Here is a 17,588-nt window from a genome sequence, read left to right as displayed (position 1 = left end):
TCCCCTCTAAAATGTAGGATGGGTGGCAACCCATCGGCTCTTGATGGGTTACACCCATCCTACCTGGCTGCGTTCGCGAGCAAGCTCGCTCCTACGGACTCACCACCTCGGCGATCACCGCCAGGGTATCGCCGCTTTTCACCAGCCCCGGGAAGTGCCGGGCGGCGAGCAGACCGCTGCGCCGGGCACGGTATTCGCTGGCGGGCGCGCCGGTGCGCCGGGCGCTGTGCACGCGGGCGATCACCTCGCCCTTTTCCACCGTCTCACCGAGGTCGCGGCACATTTCCAGCAGGCCGTCGTCCTCGCTGGCGACGAAGCAGTCGCCGTCGGGCATGTCGAGCATCACCGATGGCGCCGCCTCGATCTCGCCGCTCAGCAGGCCGAAGTGGATCAGCAGGTTGCGCACGCCGCGCTCGGCGATGGCCAGGCTCTGCGCCGTGCAGCTGCCGCCACCGCCGAGCTCGGTGGTGACGAACACCTTGCCCTGTTCCTCGGCCGCGGTGTCGTACATGCCCACCGCGTCGAGTTCGAGCATGCGCATGCAGTAGGGCGCGGCGAAGGCGCGCATGCCGGCCTCGCAGGCGGCGTCCTGGGCCTTGTCCGCCAGCACGTGGCAAGCGGCGAAGGGCAGGAAATCCAGGGTCTTGCCGCCAGAATGGATGTCCAGCACCACATCGGCCATGGGTAGCAGGGTGCGCTGGAAATAGTCGGCGATCTTCTGCGTCACCGTGCCGTCCGGCTTGCCGGGAAAGCTGCGGTTCAGATTGCCCTTGTCGATCGGCGAGGTGCGGGTGCCGGCGTGCACCGCCGGGGCGTTCATGAACGGCACGATGATCACCCGACCGCTGACGTCCTCGGCGCGCAAGGTCTGCGCCAGCTTGGCCAGCGCCAGCGGGCCTTCGTATTCGTCGCCGTGGTTGCCGCCGGTGAGCAGGGCGGTGGAACCGCTGCCGTTCTTCACCACGGTAAGCGGAATCATCACCGCGCCCCAGGCGGAATCGTCGCGGGAGTAAGGCAGTTTGAGGAAGCCGTGCTGCACGCCGTCACGGTCGAAATCGACGGTGGGGCTAATCGGGTTGTCGCGGAGTTGGGTCATGATGCAAAGCCCGGTACAGGTGGATATATCGAATCTCGCCGCTTTCCGTAGGAGCTGGCTTGCCAGCGATGCATTGTCAATGCTGATCGCCGGCAAGCCGGCTCCTACGGGGGGTTGGTCAATCCTTGACGAACAGCTTGCGCGGCACGTCGCACAGGGTTTCCACGCCGCTGTCGGTGATCAGGATCGATTCGGTGATCTCCAGTCCCCAGTCGTCCAGCCACAGGCCCGGCATGAAGTGGAAGGTCATGCCCGGCTGCAGCACGCTCTCGTCGCTCGGACGCAGGCTCATGGTGCGCTCGCCCCAGTCCGGCGGATAGCTGATACCGATCGGGTAGCCGCAGCGGCTGTCCTTGTGGATGCCGAATTTCTCCAGCACCTTGAAGAATGCGCGGGCGATATCGCCGGTGGTGTTGCCCGGCCTGGCCGCTTCCAGGCCGGCGGCGATGCCTTCGACCACGGCCTTCTCGCCATCGAGGAAATGCTGCGGCGGCTTGCCCAGGTACACGGTGCGCGACAGCGGGCAGTGATAGCGCTTGTAGCAGCCGGCGACCTCGAAGAAGGTGCCGGCGCCGGACTGCATGGGCGAGTCGTCCCAGGTCAGATGCGGGGCGCTGGCATCGGCGCCGGTGGGCAGCAGAGGCACGATGGCCGGGTAGTCGCCGCCATGGCCGTCGGCGCCGAGGATGCCGGTGCGGTAGATCTCGGCGACCAGTTCGTTCTTGCGCAGGCCCGGCTCGATCTTGTCGAAGATCGCCGCGTGCATCTTCTCGACGATCCTGGCGGCGATGCGCATGTAGCCGATCTCGGTGGGCGACTTGATCGCCCGCTGCCAGTTGACCAGCGCGGTGGCGTCGACGAAGCGCGCGTTCGGCAGGTGGCGCTGCAACGACTGGTAGGCGGCGGCGCTGAAGTAGTAGTTGTCCAGTTCCACGCCGATGGCGAGCCTGTCCCAGCCACGGGCGGCGATCACCTCCTTGGCCAGGTAGTCCATCGGGTGGCGCTCGGTGGACTGCACGTAGTGGTCGGGGTAGCCGACGATGTTGCCCGGCTGCATGAACACCGTGCGCCTGGCGCCGTTGGCGTCCTGGCCGCGGCCGAACCACACCGGCTCGCCGTCCAGGGCCAGCAGCACGCACTGGTGCACGTAGAACGACCAGCCGTCATAGCCGGTCAGCCAGGCCATGTTGGACGGGTCGGAAACGATCAGCAGCTCGATGCCCTGGGCGCTCATGGCCGCTCGGGCCTTGGCGATGCGCTGGGCATATTCCTCGCGGCTGAAGGGGAGGTTGACGACGATGTCGGACATGCGAAAGCCCTCGTGGATTGTGTTTTCCGTAGGAGCCGGCTTGCTGGCGACATATCGCCGGCAAGCCGGCTCCTACAGGAGGATTACAGGGGGATCAGGCGTTGAAGATGAAACCCTTGCCCGCCGCCCGCGCCCGCTCGAACGCGAGGCTGGCGATGGCGGTGTCCTGGGCGCCGGTGCCGGTCAGGTCGCACAGGGTGATCTGCACGGCCGAGGTGCGCCCGGGGCGCTGGCCGGCGATGACCTGGCCGAGTTCGGCGAAGTCGTCCTGCGCGCCGACCAGGCCGGCTTCGATGGCGTGATGCAGCTCGCCGAGCACGCGGGTCTGGCTCAGGCGGTCGGCGACGTAGGTATCGACCCGTGCCAGCGCGGCGGCGGCGATCTCGTTCTTGTGCTCGGCATCCGAGCCCATGGCGGTGATATGCAGGCCGGGGCGCAGGTGCTCGGGCCGGATCAGCGGTTCGCGGCTGGGCGTGGTGGTGATGGCGATATCGGCGCCGTCCAGCGCGGCCTCGATGCTGTCCACGGCCCGGGCATCAATCAGCTCGGCAGCCATGGCGACAGCCTTGCTCGCGTCGCGTGCCCAGATGCGCACCTCGCGCACCTCCCGCACCAGGCGCAATGCCTGCAGTTGCAGGCGCGCCTGCTCGCCAGCGCCGAGAATGGCGACCACGCCGGCATCCTCCCGGGCCAGCCACTTGGCAGCCACGGCGCCAGCGGCGGCGGTGCGCACGGCGGTGAGGTAACCGTTGTCCAGCAGCAGCGCATCGGCCAGCCCGGTCTGCGCCGAGAACAGCATCATCAGGCCGTTGAGGCTGGGCAGGCCGAGCCTGGGGTTGTCGAAGAAGCCGGGGCTGACCTTGATGGCGAAGCGTGGCACACCGGGCAGGTAGGCGGTCTTCACGTCCACCTCGCCGTTGTGCTCGGGGATGTCCAGGCGCAGGATCGGCGGCATCGCCACGGCGGCGGTGGCCAGCAGGCGGAAGGCGTTTTCCACCGCGGCCAGGCTGTCGGCATCGATGCCGACGCAGTCGCGCAGGTCGGCCTGGTTGAGAATCAGGGTCTTGGCCATGGGGGGTTCCTCAGGCGTCCGCGCCGTTGAGCACGCGCAGGTGCTGGTCGATGTCGATATTGCGGCCGCTGACTACCACCACCACCGGCCCGCGTGGCTCGATCAGGCCGTCGAGCAGGGCGGCGATGCCCACCGCGGCGGCACCTTCCACCACCAGCAACTCCTCACGGTAGGCGTGGCGGATGCCACGGGCGATGGCGGCTTCGTCGAGCAGATGCACCTGGTCGCACAGCTCGCGGGTCAGGCCGAAGGTGTAGCGGTTGTCCAGGCCGATGCCGCCGCCGAGCGAATCCGCCAGGGTCGGCAGTTCTTCCACCTCTATCGGGTGCCCGGCCTGCAGGCTGGCGTGCATCGCCGCGCCGAGGCGCATGCTGATGCCGTGAGTACGGATGGCCGGGCTGGTGCCCTTGATCGCCAGTGCCACGCCGGCGAACAGGCCGCCACCGGAGAGCGGCACCAGCACGTCGCAGACGTCCGGGCACTGCTCGAGAATCTCCAGGCCGAGGCTGCCCTGGCCAGCGATTACGTGTGGGTGATCGAACGGCGGAATGAACGTGGCGCCCTGTTCGCGAGCGATGCGCAGTGCTTCGAGCTGAGCATCGTCCTGGCTGCGGCCGGTAACGACCACCTCGGCGCCCAGTTCGCGGATGGCGCGCACCTTGTTCGCCGGCACCAGCTCGGACAGGCACACGGTGGCCTTTACCCCAAGCTGCGACGCCGCGAACGCCAACGCTCTGCCATGATTACCGGTGGAGGCGGTGACCACGCCCAGACGCTGCTGTTCGGCACTCAATTGCGCCACGGCATTGCTCGCGCCACGCAGCTTGAAACTGCCGGTGGCCTGTTGCGATTCGAGCTTCAACCACACCGGTACGCCGAGCAGGCGGGTCAGCGAAGGCGACGCTTCCAGCGGCGTCTGCCGAACCAGGCCGGCGATACGCTGGCGTGCCTGGAGCAGATCATCGAGATGGATCGAAGGCATGGCGTGCATTCCCCGGAAGGTGTGTGCGACCGAGTGTACGAGCGGGAAATTGCACGGCTGAATGTACTAGGACGATATTTTTAAGGGGCGCTGTGCCGCAGATAGCGTTTTGATCCTGGGCCTGCAAGTGCGTCGCCGCGGCGCGAGGCGATGGCGGCCATGCTGCAAGAATCGCGTATGGCCACGATTCGCCGCGAGGCAAGGCACGAGCCGCGAAGTTTAGATCGTAGGATGGGTCGGGCCGCGTAGGTGCAACCCATCGGCAATTGATGGGTTGCACCCATCCTACGGGCTCCTACAAATTCTGCGCGCTGATTGTTGAGTCCCGTGTAGGGCGTATTAGCCGAAGGCGTAATCCGCCGACCGATTTCGGCGCCCGCGCAATGTCCGAACGGACAATGCCCCGTACGATGACGAGGCGTTGGTTGCAACCGCGCGCAAAGCGCCGCCCCTCAGCGCGGTACTCCCCGAACGGCCTGGTTGCGCCCCTGATGCTTGGCCTGGTACAGCGCCAGATCGGCGGATTTCAGCACATCGCCCAGACTACTCGAGGTTTCCGGCAAGTGGGCGATGCCGAGGGACACGGTCAGGTGCCCGCCGGTGGCGAAGATATGCCGGGCGACGGCGCTGCGCAGCCGCTCGGCGATCTCCAGCGCATTGTCCAGGCTGGTGTCGGGCAGGAACATGGCGAACTCTTCGCCGCCGGCGCGGCACAGCAGATCCTGGGCGCGGGAACCTTCGCGCATCAGCGCCGCCAGCTCCTGCAACGCCTTGTCGCCGATATCGTGGCCGTGCAGGTCGTTGACCTGCTTGAAATGGTCGACATCCAGTACGATCAGGGCGAAGCTGCGGCCTTCGGCCTGCCAGACGCCAAGCATGCTGTCCATGCCGCGCCGGTTGGCCAGGCCGGTGAGCTGGTCGGTCAGGGACTCGTGGTTGAGGCGATGGATCTTGCTATTGACCTGACGCAGCCCGGCCAGCAGCGAGAGTTTCAGTTGCGCCGCCTCGAAATACCAGGAACGAACCTTCTCGAAGGCTTCGCGGGCCCCGGGCGCGTCCATCTCGCGGGCCTGGTGGGCGAGTTGCCAGAGCGGCAGCGAGATCAGGCGCGAGAGCCCCCAGATCGCCAGCAGGGAAAACAGCAGCAACGGCAAGGTATTGAACAGGGTATGCCAGGTCAGGGCCTCCAGTTCCGCCAGTGTGGCCTGTAGCGGTCGTTGCGCCACCAGGCCCCAGCCGGCGCGCTGCAGCGGGGCGTAGCCGGCGAGCATTTCCACGCCCTGGCTGTTGCGCAGGCGCATGCTGCCCGCTTCGCCGGCGATGACCGTTTCGATCGCCGGATTGCCGTTGACGAGACTGCCGAGCCGGTTCATGTCCATGTGGTAGATCAGGTGCCGCTGGCTATCGACGACATAGAGGTAGGAGCCGTCGAGGTAGTAATGCTGGCCGAGCAGGCTGCGCAGGATATTGTCCTCCTGCAGGTAGATCGAGCCGGAAACGTAGCCCTTGTAGCTGCCGTCGGCAGCGAACAGGGGGTGGGAAATGGTGATCACCAGCCGACCGGTGACTGTAGTGACGAACGGCTGACTGATCAGCGGTTCGCGGGTTTCCAGATTATGGCGGTTGCCTTCGCTGTGCAGTTGCCGGCCGATCAGGTTCAGGTTTGCCGGGGCGTTGGCGAGCACGCGCCCGCGGGCATCGACGATCAGCACTGCGTTGAAGGTATTGGTCGACAGTTGCAGGCGCCGGGCCTGTTTTTCCAGTTCGGCGGGCCGCTCCAGCGCCTCGACTATATCGGCATGACTGTACGCCAGTTGCTGCTGGGTGGCGGCAAGAAAATTGTCGGTCGAGTCGGCCAGTTTGGCGGCATAGACTCGATTGGCCTCCAGGGTGGTGCGGATCAGCAGATCCTCCTGCACCTGATAGCTGGAGTGGAGCACGTTGGCGAGCGTCAGCGCCACGGACACCATGGTCAGGGCAAGGATCAGTTGACGGAGATCGATACGGGGCATTGTCTTTCTTATACGACGTTCCAAGGCAAGGGCATCATGCCTGCCGATGGGAACGCTGGCCAGCCAAAAGGCCCCTCGTCGGGATCATCGGGGCATGCCAGCGATACCCTGGCAATGCTCACGCGCAACCTGACGGCACTCAGAAATCATGGATCTTCGGGTACTGCCCGAATACTTCGCGAATGGTCTTCAGGCCCCTGTGCATCTGCGCTTCGCTGCATTCGGCGCCCACGCACAGGCGCACCGCACGAGGCCGTGGCATACCCGGCGGCACGAAGGGATCGGGCAGGGTGAGGGCCACGTGCTTGCGCCGCAGCTCGCGCAGCAGGCTGTCCACCTCCCAGTGCTCCGGCACGGCGAGCCAGGCATTCAGCGAATAGGCATGGTTACGCAGCAGGTATTCGCCCAGCTCAGCCTCGACCAGTGCCTGCCGGTTGGCCAGCAACTGACGCTGCATCTGCACCATTTCCTCGGCATGGCCGCCATTGATCCAGCGGGCGGCGATCTCACCGAGCAATGGCGTGGCCATCCAGCTGTTGACCCGCAGAATGCTCTCGGTACGCAACGCCAGGCGCTTGGGCATCGCCAGGTAGCCGATGCGCAACCCGGCGAGTACCGACTTGGTCATGCTGGTGCAGTAGAAGGACAGCTCCGGCAGGTAATGGCTGATCGGCCGCGCCCGCTGCTGGCCGGCGAGCAGCGGGCCATAGACATCGTCCTCGATCACGTACACGCCATAACGGCGGGCGATCTCGGCGATCTCCCGGCGCCGCGCATCGGGCATCAGACAACTGGTGGGGTTATTCAGATTGGGCGTGCACACCAGGGCGGTGATGCGCTCGTTGCCGCACATGTCTTCGAAGTGCTCGGGATCGATGCCGTGGGCGTCCATCTCCAGGCCCTTGAGGGTGAAGCCGAGCACCTGGGACGAGCCGATCACGCCGTGATCGGAGAGCCCCTCGCAGAGCACCACGTCGTCCGGCCCGGCCAGCGAGGCCAGGGCCAGGAAGATGCCGTGAGCCGCGCCATTGGTGAGCAGCAGGTCGTCACGGGTCACGTCCAGGCCGAGCCGGGACAGCCAGCGCACCCCGGCATCGCGGTGGCTTTCGAAGCCGGCGATGGGGCGGAAGGCGCGGATCCACGGTTGATCGGACTCGGTCGCCAGCTCGCCGCAGGTGGCCTGCCACAGGCGATCGTGCTCGGCGGTATGGACGATGCGGGCGATGGAAAAATCCAGCAGCGCCTGCTCGCTGTGATCGAGCATCGAAGTGGCCACCCGCTCGCTGGTACGCCGCGACACGAAGCTGCCGCGGCCCACCTCACAGCGTACCCGGCCCTGGCGCTCGAGCTCCTTGTAAGCGTTGGTTACCGTCTGCACGCTGATGCCCAGGGCCTCGGAAACCTGGCGCTGCGGCGGCAAACGCTGGCCGTCAGTAAGGCTACCCTGTTCGATATCGGCGGCAATGGCCTGCACCAGCGTCTTGTACTTGGACTCGCCCTGGCGAGCGCTGCCCAATGCCTGCTTCCAGTTGTGCATACTGCTCCTGCGGGTTGAAGGCTGCTCCGCACAGCATCCCGCCTGTCAGCTTTGGATTCAATTGTCCTAGTGCAATACCGCAGACAAAAACCCTTTTGTATGCTCGGGCTCAAGGTGGAACCGGCGCTCGATGCGCACAGAAAAATATTGAATCCACCTCTCCGGCCGCACGCGGCCAGATGCTCTTGAAAACCTGCCTCCTAACATAGCGCTCCGCTCCATCGGGCGGATTACAAGAAACAGGAGAATCACATGATGAGCAGCGTTATTCCTTTCACCGCACGTCGCCTCGCGGTCGCATGCGGCCTTCTCGTCGGCCTCTGCGCCAGTGTTGCACAGGCCGCCGATACCCTGGACAAGGTCAAGGACAACAGCAGCGTGCGTATCGGCTACGCCAACGAAACACCGTTCGCCTATACCGCGCTGGATGGCAGCGTCACGGGCGAATCGCCGGAAATCGTCAAGAAGATCTTCGAGAAGATGGGCGTCAAGACCGTCAACCCGGTGCTCACCGAGTGGGGTTCGCTGATCCCCGGTCTGCGCGCCAGCCGCTTCGATCTGATCGCCGCCGGCATGTACATCACCCCCGAGCGCTGCAAGCAGGTGCTGTTCACCGATCCGCATTATCAGTTGCCCGATACCCTGCTGACCAAAACCGGTAACCCGAAGAACCTGCACAGCTACGAGGACATCGCCAAGAGCGGTGCCAAGGTAGCGATCATGGCCGGCACGGTGAACCTCGGTTACGCCCGCGATGCCGGCATCACCGACGGGCAGATCCTCCAGGTACCAGACACCACCGCACAGCTGCAGGCCGTACGCGCTGGCCGCGCCGATGCCGCCGTGGGCACTCAGTTGACCATGAAGGGCCTGGCCGACAAGGGCGGCGACTCGGTGGAAGCCATCGCCGAGTTCAAGGATGACCCGTCCCACACCGGCTACGGTGCCCTTGCCTTCCGCCCGGAAGACAAGGCCTTTCGCGACGCGGTCAACGCCGAGCTGAAGCAGTGGCTCGGCAGCGAAGAGCACCTGGCCACGGTCAAGCCGTTCGGCTTCGATGAGTCCAACATCACCGACAAGACCGCCGCCGAGCTCTGCCAGTAGGAGCGGGCTTGCCCGCGAGCGGTTTGCGCGGACGGGCAATGCATTTCTCCCGTTTCCTTCGCCAAATAGGATCGTATTGATGGGCGACCTACTTCCTCTGCTGCTGCAAGGCGCCTGGGTGACCGTACAGGTCACGTTCTGGGGCTCGCTGCTGGCCATCGTCTCGGCGGTGATCGCCGCCCTGGGCCGGCTCTCGCCAATCGGCCCGCTGCGTTGGCTGGCCATCGTCTACATCGAGGTGTTTCGCGGCACCTCGCTGCTGGTGCAGCTGTTCTGGCTGTACTTCGTGCTGCCGATGCCACCGTTCAATGTCGAGATGAGCGCCTATGCCGTGGCCATCGTCGGCCTTGGCCTGCATATCGGCGCCTATGGCGCGGAAGTCATGCGCGGCGCCATCCGTTCGGTGGCCAAGGGTCAATACGAGGCATGCCAGGCGCTGAATATGTCGCCGGCCAAACGCTTCTACCGGATCATCCTGCCCCAGGCGCTGCTGGCGGCGATTCCGCCGGGCACCAACCTGTTGATAGAACTGCTGAAGAACACCTCACTGGTGTCGCTGATCACCCTGTCGGATCTGGCCTTCCGCGCCCGTCAGCTGGATCAGGCGACCTTCATGACTCTGGAGATCTTCGCCCTGGCGCTGCTGATGTACTTCGTCATGGCTCAGGCGATCAACCTGGGCATGCGCCGACTGGAAAAACGCTTGGCACGCGGCCGTATGCGCGGAGGCCTGTCATGAACTTCTTCGACTGGGAATTCGCCTGGAGCATCCTGCCGCAACTGCTGCAGGCCTCGCTCAATACCCTGCTGATCACCTTTGGCGGCTTCGCCATCGCCATCGTGCTCGGTCTGTTCCTGGCCATCGCCCGGCGCAGCCGGCAGGTATGGTTATCGTGGCCAGCCACCGGGCTGATCGAGTTCATCCGCAGCACGCCGCTGCTGATTCAGGTGTACTTTCTGTTCTATGTGTTCCCCAACTACGGGATCAATCTCACCGCCCTGCAGGCGGGTATCCTCGGTATCGCCCTGCATTACGCCTGCTACACGGCCGAGGTGTACCGCGCGGGTCTGGATGCGGTGCCGCGGGCGCAGTGGGAGGCAGTCACCGCGCTCAACCTGTCGCCGCTGACCGCCTACCGCAACATCATCCTGCCCCAGGCGCTGCGGCCGATCCTGCCAGCCCTGGGCAACTACCTGGTGGCTATGCTCAAGGACACCCCGGTGCTGTCGGCCATCACCGTGGTGGAAATCATGCAACAGGCCAAGAACATCGGCTCGGAAAGCTTCCGCTACCTGGAGCCGATCACCATGGTCGGGCTGTTCTTTCTGCTGCTCAGCCTCGGCCTCGCCTGGTGCGTGCGCCGCCTCGAAGACCGTATGGAGGAGGCGCCACGATGAACGCCCCGTTACTTTCGCCCACCGCTGCCGGGAGTCCCGCCATGCCACAGCCCATCGTGCGCTTCACCGACGTGACCAAGCGCTACGGCAACCTGACCGTGCTCAATCACCTCAACCTGGAAGTCGCTCCCGGCGAGAAGGTCGCCATCATCGGCCCCAGCGGCTCGGGAAAATCCACCCTGCTGCGTGCGTTGATGACCCTGGAGGATATCGATGAAGGCGTGATCGAGGTCGATGACCAGCCGCTGACCCACATGCCCGGCCGCGACGGGCGCCTGATACGCGCCAGTGCCGGTCACCAGCGCAAGGTGCGCGGCAAGATCGGCATGGTGTTCCAGAGCTTCAATCTGTTCCCGCACATGAACGCCATGCAGAACGTCATCGAAGCACCGGTGCAGGTGCTCGGCATGAACAAGCGCGAAGCCAGCGAGCGGGCACGAGAACTGCTCGACATGGTCGGCCTGGGCGCCAAGCTCGAGCACTATCCCTCCCAGCTTTCCGGTGGGCAGCAGCAGCGCGTGGCCATCGCCCGCGCCCTGGCCATGCGCCCCAAGGTGATGCTGTTCGACGAGGTGACTTCAGCGCTCGATCCCGAGCTGTGCGGCGAGGTACTCAACGTCATCCGCCGCCTGGGCAGCGAGCACAACCTGACCATGCTGATGGTTACGCACCAGATGGGTTTCGCCCGTGAGTTCGCCGACCGCGTGTGCTTCTTCCACCAGGGTTGCATCCACGAACAGGGTACCCCGGCCGAACTGTTCGGCAACCCGCAGCAGGAACGCACGCAAAGCTTCCTCAGCGCGGTGAACGAGGCGCATTGAGGGTAGAAGCAGCCGTAAGCTTCAAGCTTCAAGCCGTAGGGTGGATGACGCTCTTTTCATCCACCATTGCGATTGTGGAGCGGTGGACGGGTCGGGCCGCGTAGGTGAAGCGTCGTCCACCCTACGGCCGCTTTGCCTTGTAGCCCTCACCGAGGGTTTCGCGGCGAGGCGCTGCTAACGCGACACCTCGAACGACAGGGTCGCCACGTGCACCACGCTGTCGTAGCGCTTGCCATCGACGGTGGCGGCGCCGTTGACCTGGGCGGTCACCTCCAGCACGTAGCTGGCCGGGAAGGACGGATCCAGGGTCACGGCGCCTTCGGCATTCGGCTTGAGCGTGCGCGTCCACTGCTCAGAGGTGTAGACGTTGACCTGGGACGCCGACACCAGGGTACCTTTCCAGTGCAACTTGAAGGTATTGCCGTCGGGTTCGGTCGGTACCAGTTCCAGGTCGTTGACCGCCTTGGTCTCGCTGCGCCCGGCCTTGGCTTCGTAGATCACCAGGCTATCGCCTTCAGGCAGCTTGGCGCTGACACGCAGATCGCCCTGGCCATTGTCGGTGATCGGGTAAGCATCACCGCTGGCACGCAGCGCAGCGGTCTTGCCGTCAGCCTGTTTGATGCTCGGTTCCAGCAGCTTGCCCAGACTCAGTCGTTCGCTGGGCTGGAAGTCACTCAGGTAGGCCTTGGCCTGCGGGGCAGCGCCACGTTCGATCCACAGGTACTCGGCCTGGGCCGCTGGAACAGCCAGCGTCGCACCAAACAGAAGAACCAGGGAAGCCATGCGGCGGCCATGGAGCGGGGTCATACGAACTCCTTTTCACACAGATTGAACGAAAACCCGGCGATTGCGGAGAACGTACGCCGAGAAAAGTGATGCCTCATCTACCTAGACGGATAACTCGGGCAAAACCCGCAGTTCGCAATGGTAAAAATCGTCAGCACCTCGTTCAGGCCCGTGAGTTGCGCTCGTAAAAGAGTGCCGAGCAGGGGCGGCGAGGGAATTGCCATTGAGGCAGAAAAGCACGCGGCTGGGTCTTGCTGACGCGAGCGAAACAGAGCGTCAGAGACCAAGCACCCAGACAGGAAGCGGGCGCATCCCGCTCACTCACGGACGAAGCGCAGCCCCACGCCATCAGCGTCGACGCGCATCACTTCCATCTCCAGGATCGGTGCTTCGATGGGCATATCCTGCACCTGGCCGGTCACCCGGGTACCAAGTTCCAGAGCAGCCAGATCCTCATGCCGAACGTACACGCCGCCATCGGAGAGATCGCGGGTCTGGGCGACCCGTTCACCGAAGCTCGGATGACAGATCTTGATGCGGCACTTCATCGGGGTACGTGGATACTGACGCTGGTTGGCGGACATGACCTGAACAGCCTCGTGGGAAAGGATTTGCCCTGTTAATAACCCAAATTCTTGCCTACGCCCAGCGCACCGGCACCTCATTGCGAAGCGCCGCGGTTTTCAGTACCAGCGCGCCTCGCCTTCCGGGCGCTTCTTGAAACGCTTCATGCTCCACATGTACTGGCTTGGGTAGGCGCGTACGTACTTCTCCACCACGCCGCTCATGGCTGCCACCGCGGTGTGCATGTCCTCGCTGTACATGCCTTCCGGCGCCGCTTCGAGGATCACCTTGTAGCCCGAACCGTCTTCCAGACGCAGCGCGTGGAGGAAAACGCCAACGGCCTTGTGCCCGGCGAGCATGCCCGGCACGAACTTGCTGGTCAGCGCCACGGTGCCGCAGAAAGGCACGAACAGGCCGGCCGACAGGCTCGGCTCCGGGTCGGCCGGAATGCCCACGGCACCGCCCTTGCGCACTTCCTTGATGACGCTGAGGATGCCTTCCTTGGTCGACGGCGCGACGCGGTTGCCCAACTGCACGCGCTGCTCGCGGAGCAGATCGTCCACCGCCTTGAGCTTCGGCGGACGGTAGAAAATGATCGGTTTGCACTGCGAGCAGTAGAAGTGGTTGAGCACTTCCCAGTTGCCCAGGTGGCTGGTGATGCCGACCACGCCCTTGCCGGAGGCGAGAGCCGCTTCGAGCACTTCCAGACCCTCGACCTCACGCACGCGGGCCAGCGACTTGTGTGCCGGCCAGACCCAGGCACAGGCGCTTTCGGTCAGCGTACGACCGATGTCCATCAGGCTGCGGCCGACCAGCTTGTCATGCTCGGCGGCCGTCAATTCAGGAAAGCATTTGGCCAGGTTGATGCGCACCACGTCGCGCGAGCCCGATGGCAGTTTCCACATCAGCCAGCCGATCATCGCGCCGAGCGACTGCACTGCACGCCATGGCAACAGGGCGAACAAACGCAGGGAACCGACCACCAGCGCGCCTTTGAGCTTTTCCACAAGCTGCTCCCGTCAAAAAAGGGAGCACATTGTAACCATCTCGGGGCAGCGTGACTGTTACATACACGCGCAGAAACGAGGAAACGTTCAGTAGAGCATGGTCTTCAGACGTTCCTGCAGCTCGCGCTCATAGGCTTGCACATCGAACTGCGGATCCATGACCGCCTTGATGATGTCGCCCGCCGACGGCAGGCTGGAGCGCTCGACATGCCGCTCGGCATCCCACAGGCCGGAGCGCACCGCCGCCTTGGAGCACTGGAAGTAGCAGGTATCCACACTGATGCGCAGCACGCTGCGCGGCAGCTTGCCCTGCGCCATGCACAGCTCCAGCAACTCCGGCTCCCGGGAGATGCTGGCGCGACCGTTGACGCGGAAGCTCTCGCCGACGCCCGGAATCAGGAACAGCAGCGCCACATGCGGGTCGTGGATGATATTGCGCAGACTGTCGATGCGGTTGTTACCCGGGCGATCCGGCAGCAGCAGGGTGCGTTCGTCGAGCACGCGGACGAAACCCGGCGCGTCGCCACGGGGCGAGCAGTCCAGCCCATCCGGTCCATGGGTGCCCAGCACCACGAAGGGCGAAGCGGCGACCAGCGCCTGATAGGGCTCGCTGAGGTAGGGAATTTCCTTGCGCAGCGAACGCTCATGGGCCTGGCCGTACAGCGCCTGCAGTTGTTCCAGGGTGTCGATGGTCGTGCTCAAGGGCGTACCTCCTCTTGCAATGCCGCGTAGCGATCACAATCGCGGGTGTGATCCATGACCATGCCGGTAGCCTGCATATAGGCGTAGCAGATGGTCGGACCGACGAAGGTGAAACCGGCCTTTTTCAGCGCCTTGCTCATGGCCTCGGCTTCGGGAGTGACCGCCGGCACATCGCCGCGGCCGTCGAAATGATTGATCTTCGGCTTGCCACCGACGAACGACCAGAGCAGCGCCACCGGATCGTCCAGGCGCAACCAGGCCTGTGCGTTCTTGCGCGCAGCCTGCAACTTGAGACGATTGCGGATGATGCCGGGATCCTGCATCAGGCTCTCGATGTACGCGTCGCTCATCGCTGCCAGACGCTCGGCATCGAAACCGAACAACACCTGGCGATAGCGCTCGCGCTTCTTCAGCACGGTGATCCACGACAACCCGGCCTGGGCGCCTTCGAGCAGCAGCATCTCGAACAGGTGCTGCGGGTCGCGCGACGGCACGCCCCATTCTTCGTCGTGATAGGTCTGATACAGCGGGTCGTCGTTACACCAGAAACAGCGGGGCATGGCAGTTCAACCTGGCAGAGAAGGCCGGGTGACTATACACCGGGAAGCTGTATAAAAAACCAGTTAAAACCATGCTACTGCCCGAAGGTGTGTACCTTCAACAGAGTCTGCCGATCCTCACAACTCCGGGCTGTAGCGCACGCTGAATACAAGGTTGCGTGGTTCACCGAAGCTGTTCGCGCCCCAGGAGTTGCTGATGTTCTGATAGTAGCGCTTGTCGAAGACGTTGCTCAGGTTGGCCTGCAACTGCAGTTGCTCACTCCAGCGATAGCCGACCATCAGGTCAGTCAGGCTGTAGCCGCCCTGTTTCACGCCAAGTGAGGTGTAGGCGCTGCTCTGGGTACGGAAGCCGCCGCCCACCGTCCAGTTCTCCAGTTCGCCCGGCAGCCGGTAGGTGGTCGACAGCTTGAGCAGGTTGTAGGGCGTGTCGCTATCGAAACGATCGCCTTTTTCCGCCGTGTTGGTGGCATTGGTGTATTCGGCCGCGGCATAGGTGTAACCAGCCACCGCCTGCCAGCCCGGTGCCAGCTCGCCGCTGAGTTCCAGCTCGATACCACGGGTACGGACTTCCCCGCTGGCTTCGGAGCAGGCAGGAACGCCAGGGTTGCACGCGCCAGCCGGCAGGGATTTGGCGAGGTTTTCCTGATCCAGCTGGAACAGCGCGACGCTGGCATTGAGCGCGCCATCGAAGTATTCGCCCTTGATACCGACCTCGTAGTTGGTACCGGTAACCGGGTCGAGCAGGCTGCCGCTGGCATCCTGGGCTGCCTGGGGACGGAAGATGCGCGTGCCACTGACATACACCGAGTAGGTGTCATCAAGGTCATAGACCAGGCCGGCGTACGGAGTGTATTCACGCGTCGCCTTGTAGTCGTCGCCGAAGCTGTAGATGCCGGACTGCGTGGTCTGGTAGTAGTCGTACCAATCCAGCCGCGCGCCGAGGATCAGGCGCAGATCGTCACGCAGATTCAGCCGTGTGGTGGCATAGACGCTCGACTGCTCCTCGCGGCCGACTCGTGCCCAGTTGTTGTCGATGGCCGGTTTCGGGTATGCCTTGGGATCGAAGCTGATCGGGTCGATGATCACGTCGGAGTTGATGCCAGGGCCACCCGGGCCGTCGTCGGTATCGTCGCGACGGAAGCTGGCGCCCACCACCAGTTCATGAGTGACACCGAACAACGAGAACGGCCCCTTGGCATAGCCGTCGACACTCTTCTGCGTGTGCTGGTAGGAGTAGCGGCCGATGTTGAGGTGGTAGTCGTTGCCATCGACGTAGATGCTGCCACCAAGCATCTCCAGGTTGCCACGCAGCCAGGTGCTGTTCAGGCGCATTGTCCAGTCGTTGTCGAAACGCTGCTCGATTTCGGCGAAGACGCTGCGGGTTTTCTTGTTCCAGTAAGTCCAGTCCGGCGCAGTACGGGCCGAACGAGGGAACGGGAAGAAGGAGCCATCCACCCGCGCCGGCAAGCCATTCCAGTCTGCTCCAGGGTTGTCTTCGCGGTTGTAGTAGCCGCCCAGGGTCAGTGTGGCGTTGCTGCCCAGATCGTACTCGGTGATGCCATAGAGCAACTGGCGCTTGTTCTCGTAGGCGTCGATAAAGGTGTCGCGATCCTGATAGGCACCGACGAAGCGACCACGCAAACGACCGGACTCGTCCAGCTTGCCACTGATATCCAGCTCAGTACGGTAATCATCCCAGCGCCCGGCGCTGGCACTAATGCTCAGCCGTGGATCTACCGTGGGCCGCTTGCGTACCAGATTCAGCGTGCCCGATGGATTGCCGGCGCCAACCATCAGCCCGGAAGCGCCACGCAATACTTCCACGCGATCGAACATGGCCAGGGTCGAGGTGCCCAAGGTGTCGCTGTCGTAGGCCACCGGCAGACCATCGATCATGATGTTGTCGATGGCCGCGCCGCGGGCGTAGAACTCCGGGCGTTCACCACCAGTCTTGCGCAAGGTCAGACCCGGTGTGTAGTTGGCGATGTCCTCGAGCTTCTGCATGTTCTGGTCGTTCATGCGCTGGCGCGTCACTACCGTCACCGACTGCGGTGTCTGGCGCAGAGAGGCCGACAGTTTGGTACCTACGCTCATGGTACCGGTGGTGTAGGAACCACTGCCTTCGGTAATCGCACCAAGCTGCTGGCGGCCACTGACTGTGGTCGCGCCCAGCTCCAACGCCTTGCCCGCCTCACTGTGCTCCAGCAACAGATAGCTGCCATCAACCTGTGCCACGGCGCTCAGGCCGGTGCCGGCCAGAAGCCGTGCGAAACCCTGACCAACGCCATAGCTGCCCTGCACACCCTGGCTACGCTTGCCGGCGGTCAGCCCGGCGTTTGCCGCGATGGGAATACCGGCCTGACGGCCAAACTGGCCCAACACCTGATCCAGCGGCCCAGCGGCAACATCGAAAGCGATGCTGCGCTGCACGGCGGCCGTTTCAGAGGCAAGCAGCGCGGGCGTGTAGGTCAGCGGCGCGAAGCCGGCGAGCAGGGCGAAACCAAGGCGATAAGCTGTGGCGCTGCGGGTGGCGCGCGCCAGTGCGTGGAGGGAGTAGGGCATTTGGCAGACAGTCCGTTCTAGGTTTTAGCCCGCACGATTGGCGGGATTCTTCCCTAGGCCACGCGAGACGGAAAAA

Annotated in this window: 16 protein-coding genes; 4 read left to right on the top strand and 12 right to left on the bottom strand. The window is 64.2% G+C overall.

Annotation, left to right across the window (positions count from 1 at the left end; translation table 11 throughout):
- Window positions 1-91 precede the first annotated feature (91 nt).
- From doeB to ehuR, 6 genes are all read right to left on the bottom strand, one after another.
- Window positions 92-1,096, bottom strand: coding sequence for a N(2)-acetyl-L-2,4-diaminobutanoate deacetylase DoeB (doeB, locus tag DNK10_RS12695; RefSeq protein ID WP_131191805.1), 1,005 nt, complete (start codon window positions 1,094-1,096; stop codon window positions 92-94).
- A 118-nt stretch (window positions 1,097-1,214) separates the two neighbouring features.
- The gene (gene doeA, locus DNK10_RS12690) at window positions 1,215-2,405 is read right to left on the bottom strand and encodes an ectoine hydrolase DoeA (protein ID WP_131176991.1); all 1,191 of its coding nucleotides are present in this window, start codon (window positions 2,403-2,405) and stop codon (window positions 1,215-1,217) included.
- A gap of 94 nt (window positions 2,406-2,499) precedes the next feature.
- The gene (gene eutC, locus DNK10_RS12685; protein ID WP_131191804.1) at window positions 2,500-3,477 is read right to left on the bottom strand and encodes an ectoine utilization protein EutC; all 978 of its coding nucleotides are present in this window, start codon (window positions 3,475-3,477) and stop codon (window positions 2,500-2,502) included.
- A gap of 10 nt (window positions 3,478-3,487) precedes the next feature.
- On the bottom strand, window positions 3,488-4,459 hold the full coding sequence (gene eutB / locus DNK10_RS12680; RefSeq protein ID WP_131191803.1) for a hydroxyectoine utilization dehydratase EutB: 972 nt from the start codon (window positions 4,457-4,459) through the stop codon (window positions 3,488-3,490).
- A gap of 452 nt (window positions 4,460-4,911) precedes the next feature.
- On the bottom strand, window positions 4,912-6,471 hold the full coding sequence (locus DNK10_RS12675; RefSeq protein ID WP_131191802.1) for a sensor domain-containing diguanylate cyclase: 1,560 nt from the start codon (window positions 6,469-6,471) through the stop codon (window positions 4,912-4,914).
- Between the two features lie 139 nt (window positions 6,472-6,610).
- Window positions 6,611-8,008, bottom strand: a complete 1,398-nt coding sequence (gene ehuR, locus DNK10_RS12670; RefSeq protein ID WP_131179358.1) for a MocR-like ectoine utilization transcription factor EhuR — start codon at window positions 8,006-8,008, stop codon at window positions 6,611-6,613.
- A gap of 252 nt (window positions 8,009-8,260) precedes the next feature.
- Here ehuR and ehuB point away from each other — a divergent pair, with 252 nt between their 5' ends.
- The 4 genes from ehuB to ehuA all read left to right on the top strand — a co-directional run bounded on the left by ehuB (window position 8,261) and on the right by ehuA (window position 11,331).
- Window positions 8,261-9,112, top strand: a complete 852-nt coding sequence (gene ehuB / locus DNK10_RS12665) for an ectoine/hydroxyectoine ABC transporter substrate-binding protein EhuB (RefSeq protein WP_131191801.1) — start codon at window positions 8,261-8,263, stop codon at window positions 9,110-9,112.
- A gap of 79 nt (window positions 9,113-9,191) precedes the next feature.
- Window positions 9,192-9,851, top strand: coding sequence for an ectoine/hydroxyectoine ABC transporter permease subunit EhuC (gene ehuC, locus DNK10_RS12660; protein ID WP_131179360.1), 660 nt, complete (start codon window positions 9,192-9,194; stop codon window positions 9,849-9,851).
- On the top strand, window positions 9,848-10,510 hold the full coding sequence (gene ehuD / locus DNK10_RS12655) for an ectoine/hydroxyectoine ABC transporter permease subunit EhuD (protein WP_131179361.1): 663 nt from the start codon (window positions 9,848-9,850) through the stop codon (window positions 10,508-10,510). Before ehuC ends, ehuD begins: the two co-directional genes overlap by 4 nt.
- Window positions 10,511-10,551: 41 nt before the next feature.
- Window positions 10,552-11,331 (top strand): ectoine/hydroxyectoine ABC transporter ATP-binding protein EhuA, encoded by a 780-nt coding sequence (ehuA, locus tag DNK10_RS12650; RefSeq protein WP_208738818.1) that lies wholly within the window; start codon window positions 10,552-10,554, stop codon window positions 11,329-11,331.
- A gap of 174 nt (window positions 11,332-11,505) precedes the next feature.
- Here the strand turns inward: ehuA and DNK10_RS12645 are convergent, their stop codons facing one another.
- The 6 genes from DNK10_RS12645 to DNK10_RS12620 all read right to left on the bottom strand — a co-directional run bounded on the left by DNK10_RS12645 (window position 11,506) and on the right by DNK10_RS12620 (window position 17,512).
- Window positions 11,506-12,138 (bottom strand): hypothetical protein, encoded by a 633-nt coding sequence (locus tag DNK10_RS12645; RefSeq protein ID WP_131191799.1) that lies wholly within the window; start codon window positions 12,136-12,138, stop codon window positions 11,506-11,508.
- A 296-nt stretch (window positions 12,139-12,434) separates the two neighbouring features.
- The gene (locus DNK10_RS12640; RefSeq protein ID WP_131191798.1) at window positions 12,435-12,701 is read right to left on the bottom strand and encodes a PilZ domain-containing protein; all 267 of its coding nucleotides are present in this window, start codon (window positions 12,699-12,701) and stop codon (window positions 12,435-12,437) included.
- A 99-nt stretch (window positions 12,702-12,800) separates the two neighbouring features.
- On the bottom strand, window positions 12,801-13,688 hold the full coding sequence (locus tag DNK10_RS12635) for a lysophospholipid acyltransferase (RefSeq protein ID WP_131191797.1): 888 nt from the start codon (window positions 13,686-13,688) through the stop codon (window positions 12,801-12,803).
- A gap of 87 nt (window positions 13,689-13,775) precedes the next feature.
- Complete coding sequence (locus tag DNK10_RS12630) at window positions 13,776-14,390, bottom strand: pyridoxamine 5'-phosphate oxidase family protein (RefSeq protein ID WP_131191796.1); 615 nt, start codon at window positions 14,388-14,390, stop codon at window positions 13,776-13,778.
- Window positions 14,387-14,950: a DNA-3-methyladenine glycosylase I gene (locus tag DNK10_RS12625; RefSeq protein WP_131191795.1), complete on the bottom strand. Its 564-nt coding sequence runs from the start codon at window positions 14,948-14,950 to the stop codon at window positions 14,387-14,389. Before DNK10_RS12625 ends, DNK10_RS12630 begins: the two co-directional genes overlap by 4 nt.
- A 117-nt stretch (window positions 14,951-15,067) precedes the next feature.
- The gene (locus DNK10_RS12620; protein ID WP_131191794.1) at window positions 15,068-17,512 is read right to left on the bottom strand and encodes a TonB-dependent siderophore receptor; all 2,445 of its coding nucleotides are present in this window, start codon (window positions 17,510-17,512) and stop codon (window positions 15,068-15,070) included.
- Window positions 17,513-17,588 lie beyond the last annotated feature (76 nt).

The sequence above is a fragment of the Phytopseudomonas daroniae genome (genome assembly GCF_004327275.1).
Lineage (GTDB): Bacteria > Pseudomonadota > Gammaproteobacteria > Pseudomonadales > Pseudomonadaceae > Aquipseudomonas > Aquipseudomonas daroniae.
This window is presented reverse-complemented; position numbering and strand designations above follow the sequence as displayed.

What these genes read in the sequence shown, in the direction of transcription:
- doeB (WP_131191805.1), bottom strand. Translation starts at nt 1,096, where the DNA reads ATGACCCAACTCCGCGACAACCCGATTAGCCCCACCGTCGATTTCGAC.
- doeA (WP_131176991.1), bottom strand. Translation starts at nt 2,405, where the DNA reads ATGTCCGACATCGTCGTCAACCTCCCCTTCAGCCGCGAGGAATATGCC.
- eutC (WP_131191804.1), bottom strand. Translation starts at nt 3,477, where the DNA reads ATGGCCAAGACCCTGATTCTCAACCAGGCCGACCTGCGCGACTGCGTC.
- eutB (WP_131191803.1), bottom strand. Translation starts at nt 4,459, where the DNA reads ATGCCTTCGATCCATCTCGATGATCTGCTCCAGGCACGCCAGCGTATC.
- DNK10_RS12675 (WP_131191802.1), bottom strand. Translation starts at nt 6,471, where the DNA reads ATGCCCCGTATCGATCTCCGTCAACTGATCCTTGCCCTGACCATGGTG.
- ehuR (WP_131179358.1), bottom strand. Translation starts at nt 8,008, where the DNA reads ATGCACAACTGGAAGCAGGCATTGGGCAGCGCTCGCCAGGGCGAGTCC.
- ehuB (WP_131191801.1), top strand. Translation starts at nt 8,261, where the DNA reads ATGATGAGCAGCGTTATTCCTTTCACCGCACGTCGCCTCGCGGTCGCA.
- ehuC (WP_131179360.1), top strand. Translation starts at nt 9,192, where the DNA reads ATGGGCGACCTACTTCCTCTGCTGCTGCAAGGCGCCTGGGTGACCGTA.
- ehuD (WP_131179361.1), top strand. Translation starts at nt 9,848, where the DNA reads ATGAACTTCTTCGACTGGGAATTCGCCTGGAGCATCCTGCCGCAACTG.
- ehuA (WP_208738818.1), top strand. Translation starts at nt 10,552, where the DNA reads ATGCCACAGCCCATCGTGCGCTTCACCGACGTGACCAAGCGCTACGGC.
- DNK10_RS12645 (WP_131191799.1), bottom strand. Translation starts at nt 12,138, where the DNA reads ATGACCCCGCTCCATGGCCGCCGCATGGCTTCCCTGGTTCTTCTGTTT.
- DNK10_RS12640 (WP_131191798.1), bottom strand. Translation starts at nt 12,701, where the DNA reads ATGTCCGCCAACCAGCGTCAGTATCCACGTACCCCGATGAAGTGCCGC.
- DNK10_RS12625 (WP_131191795.1), bottom strand. Translation starts at nt 14,950, where the DNA reads ATGCCCCGCTGTTTCTGGTGTAACGACGACCCGCTGTATCAGACCTAT.
- DNK10_RS12620 (WP_131191794.1), bottom strand. Translation starts at nt 17,512, where the DNA reads ATGCCCTACTCCCTCCACGCACTGGCGCGCGCCACCCGCAGCGCCACA.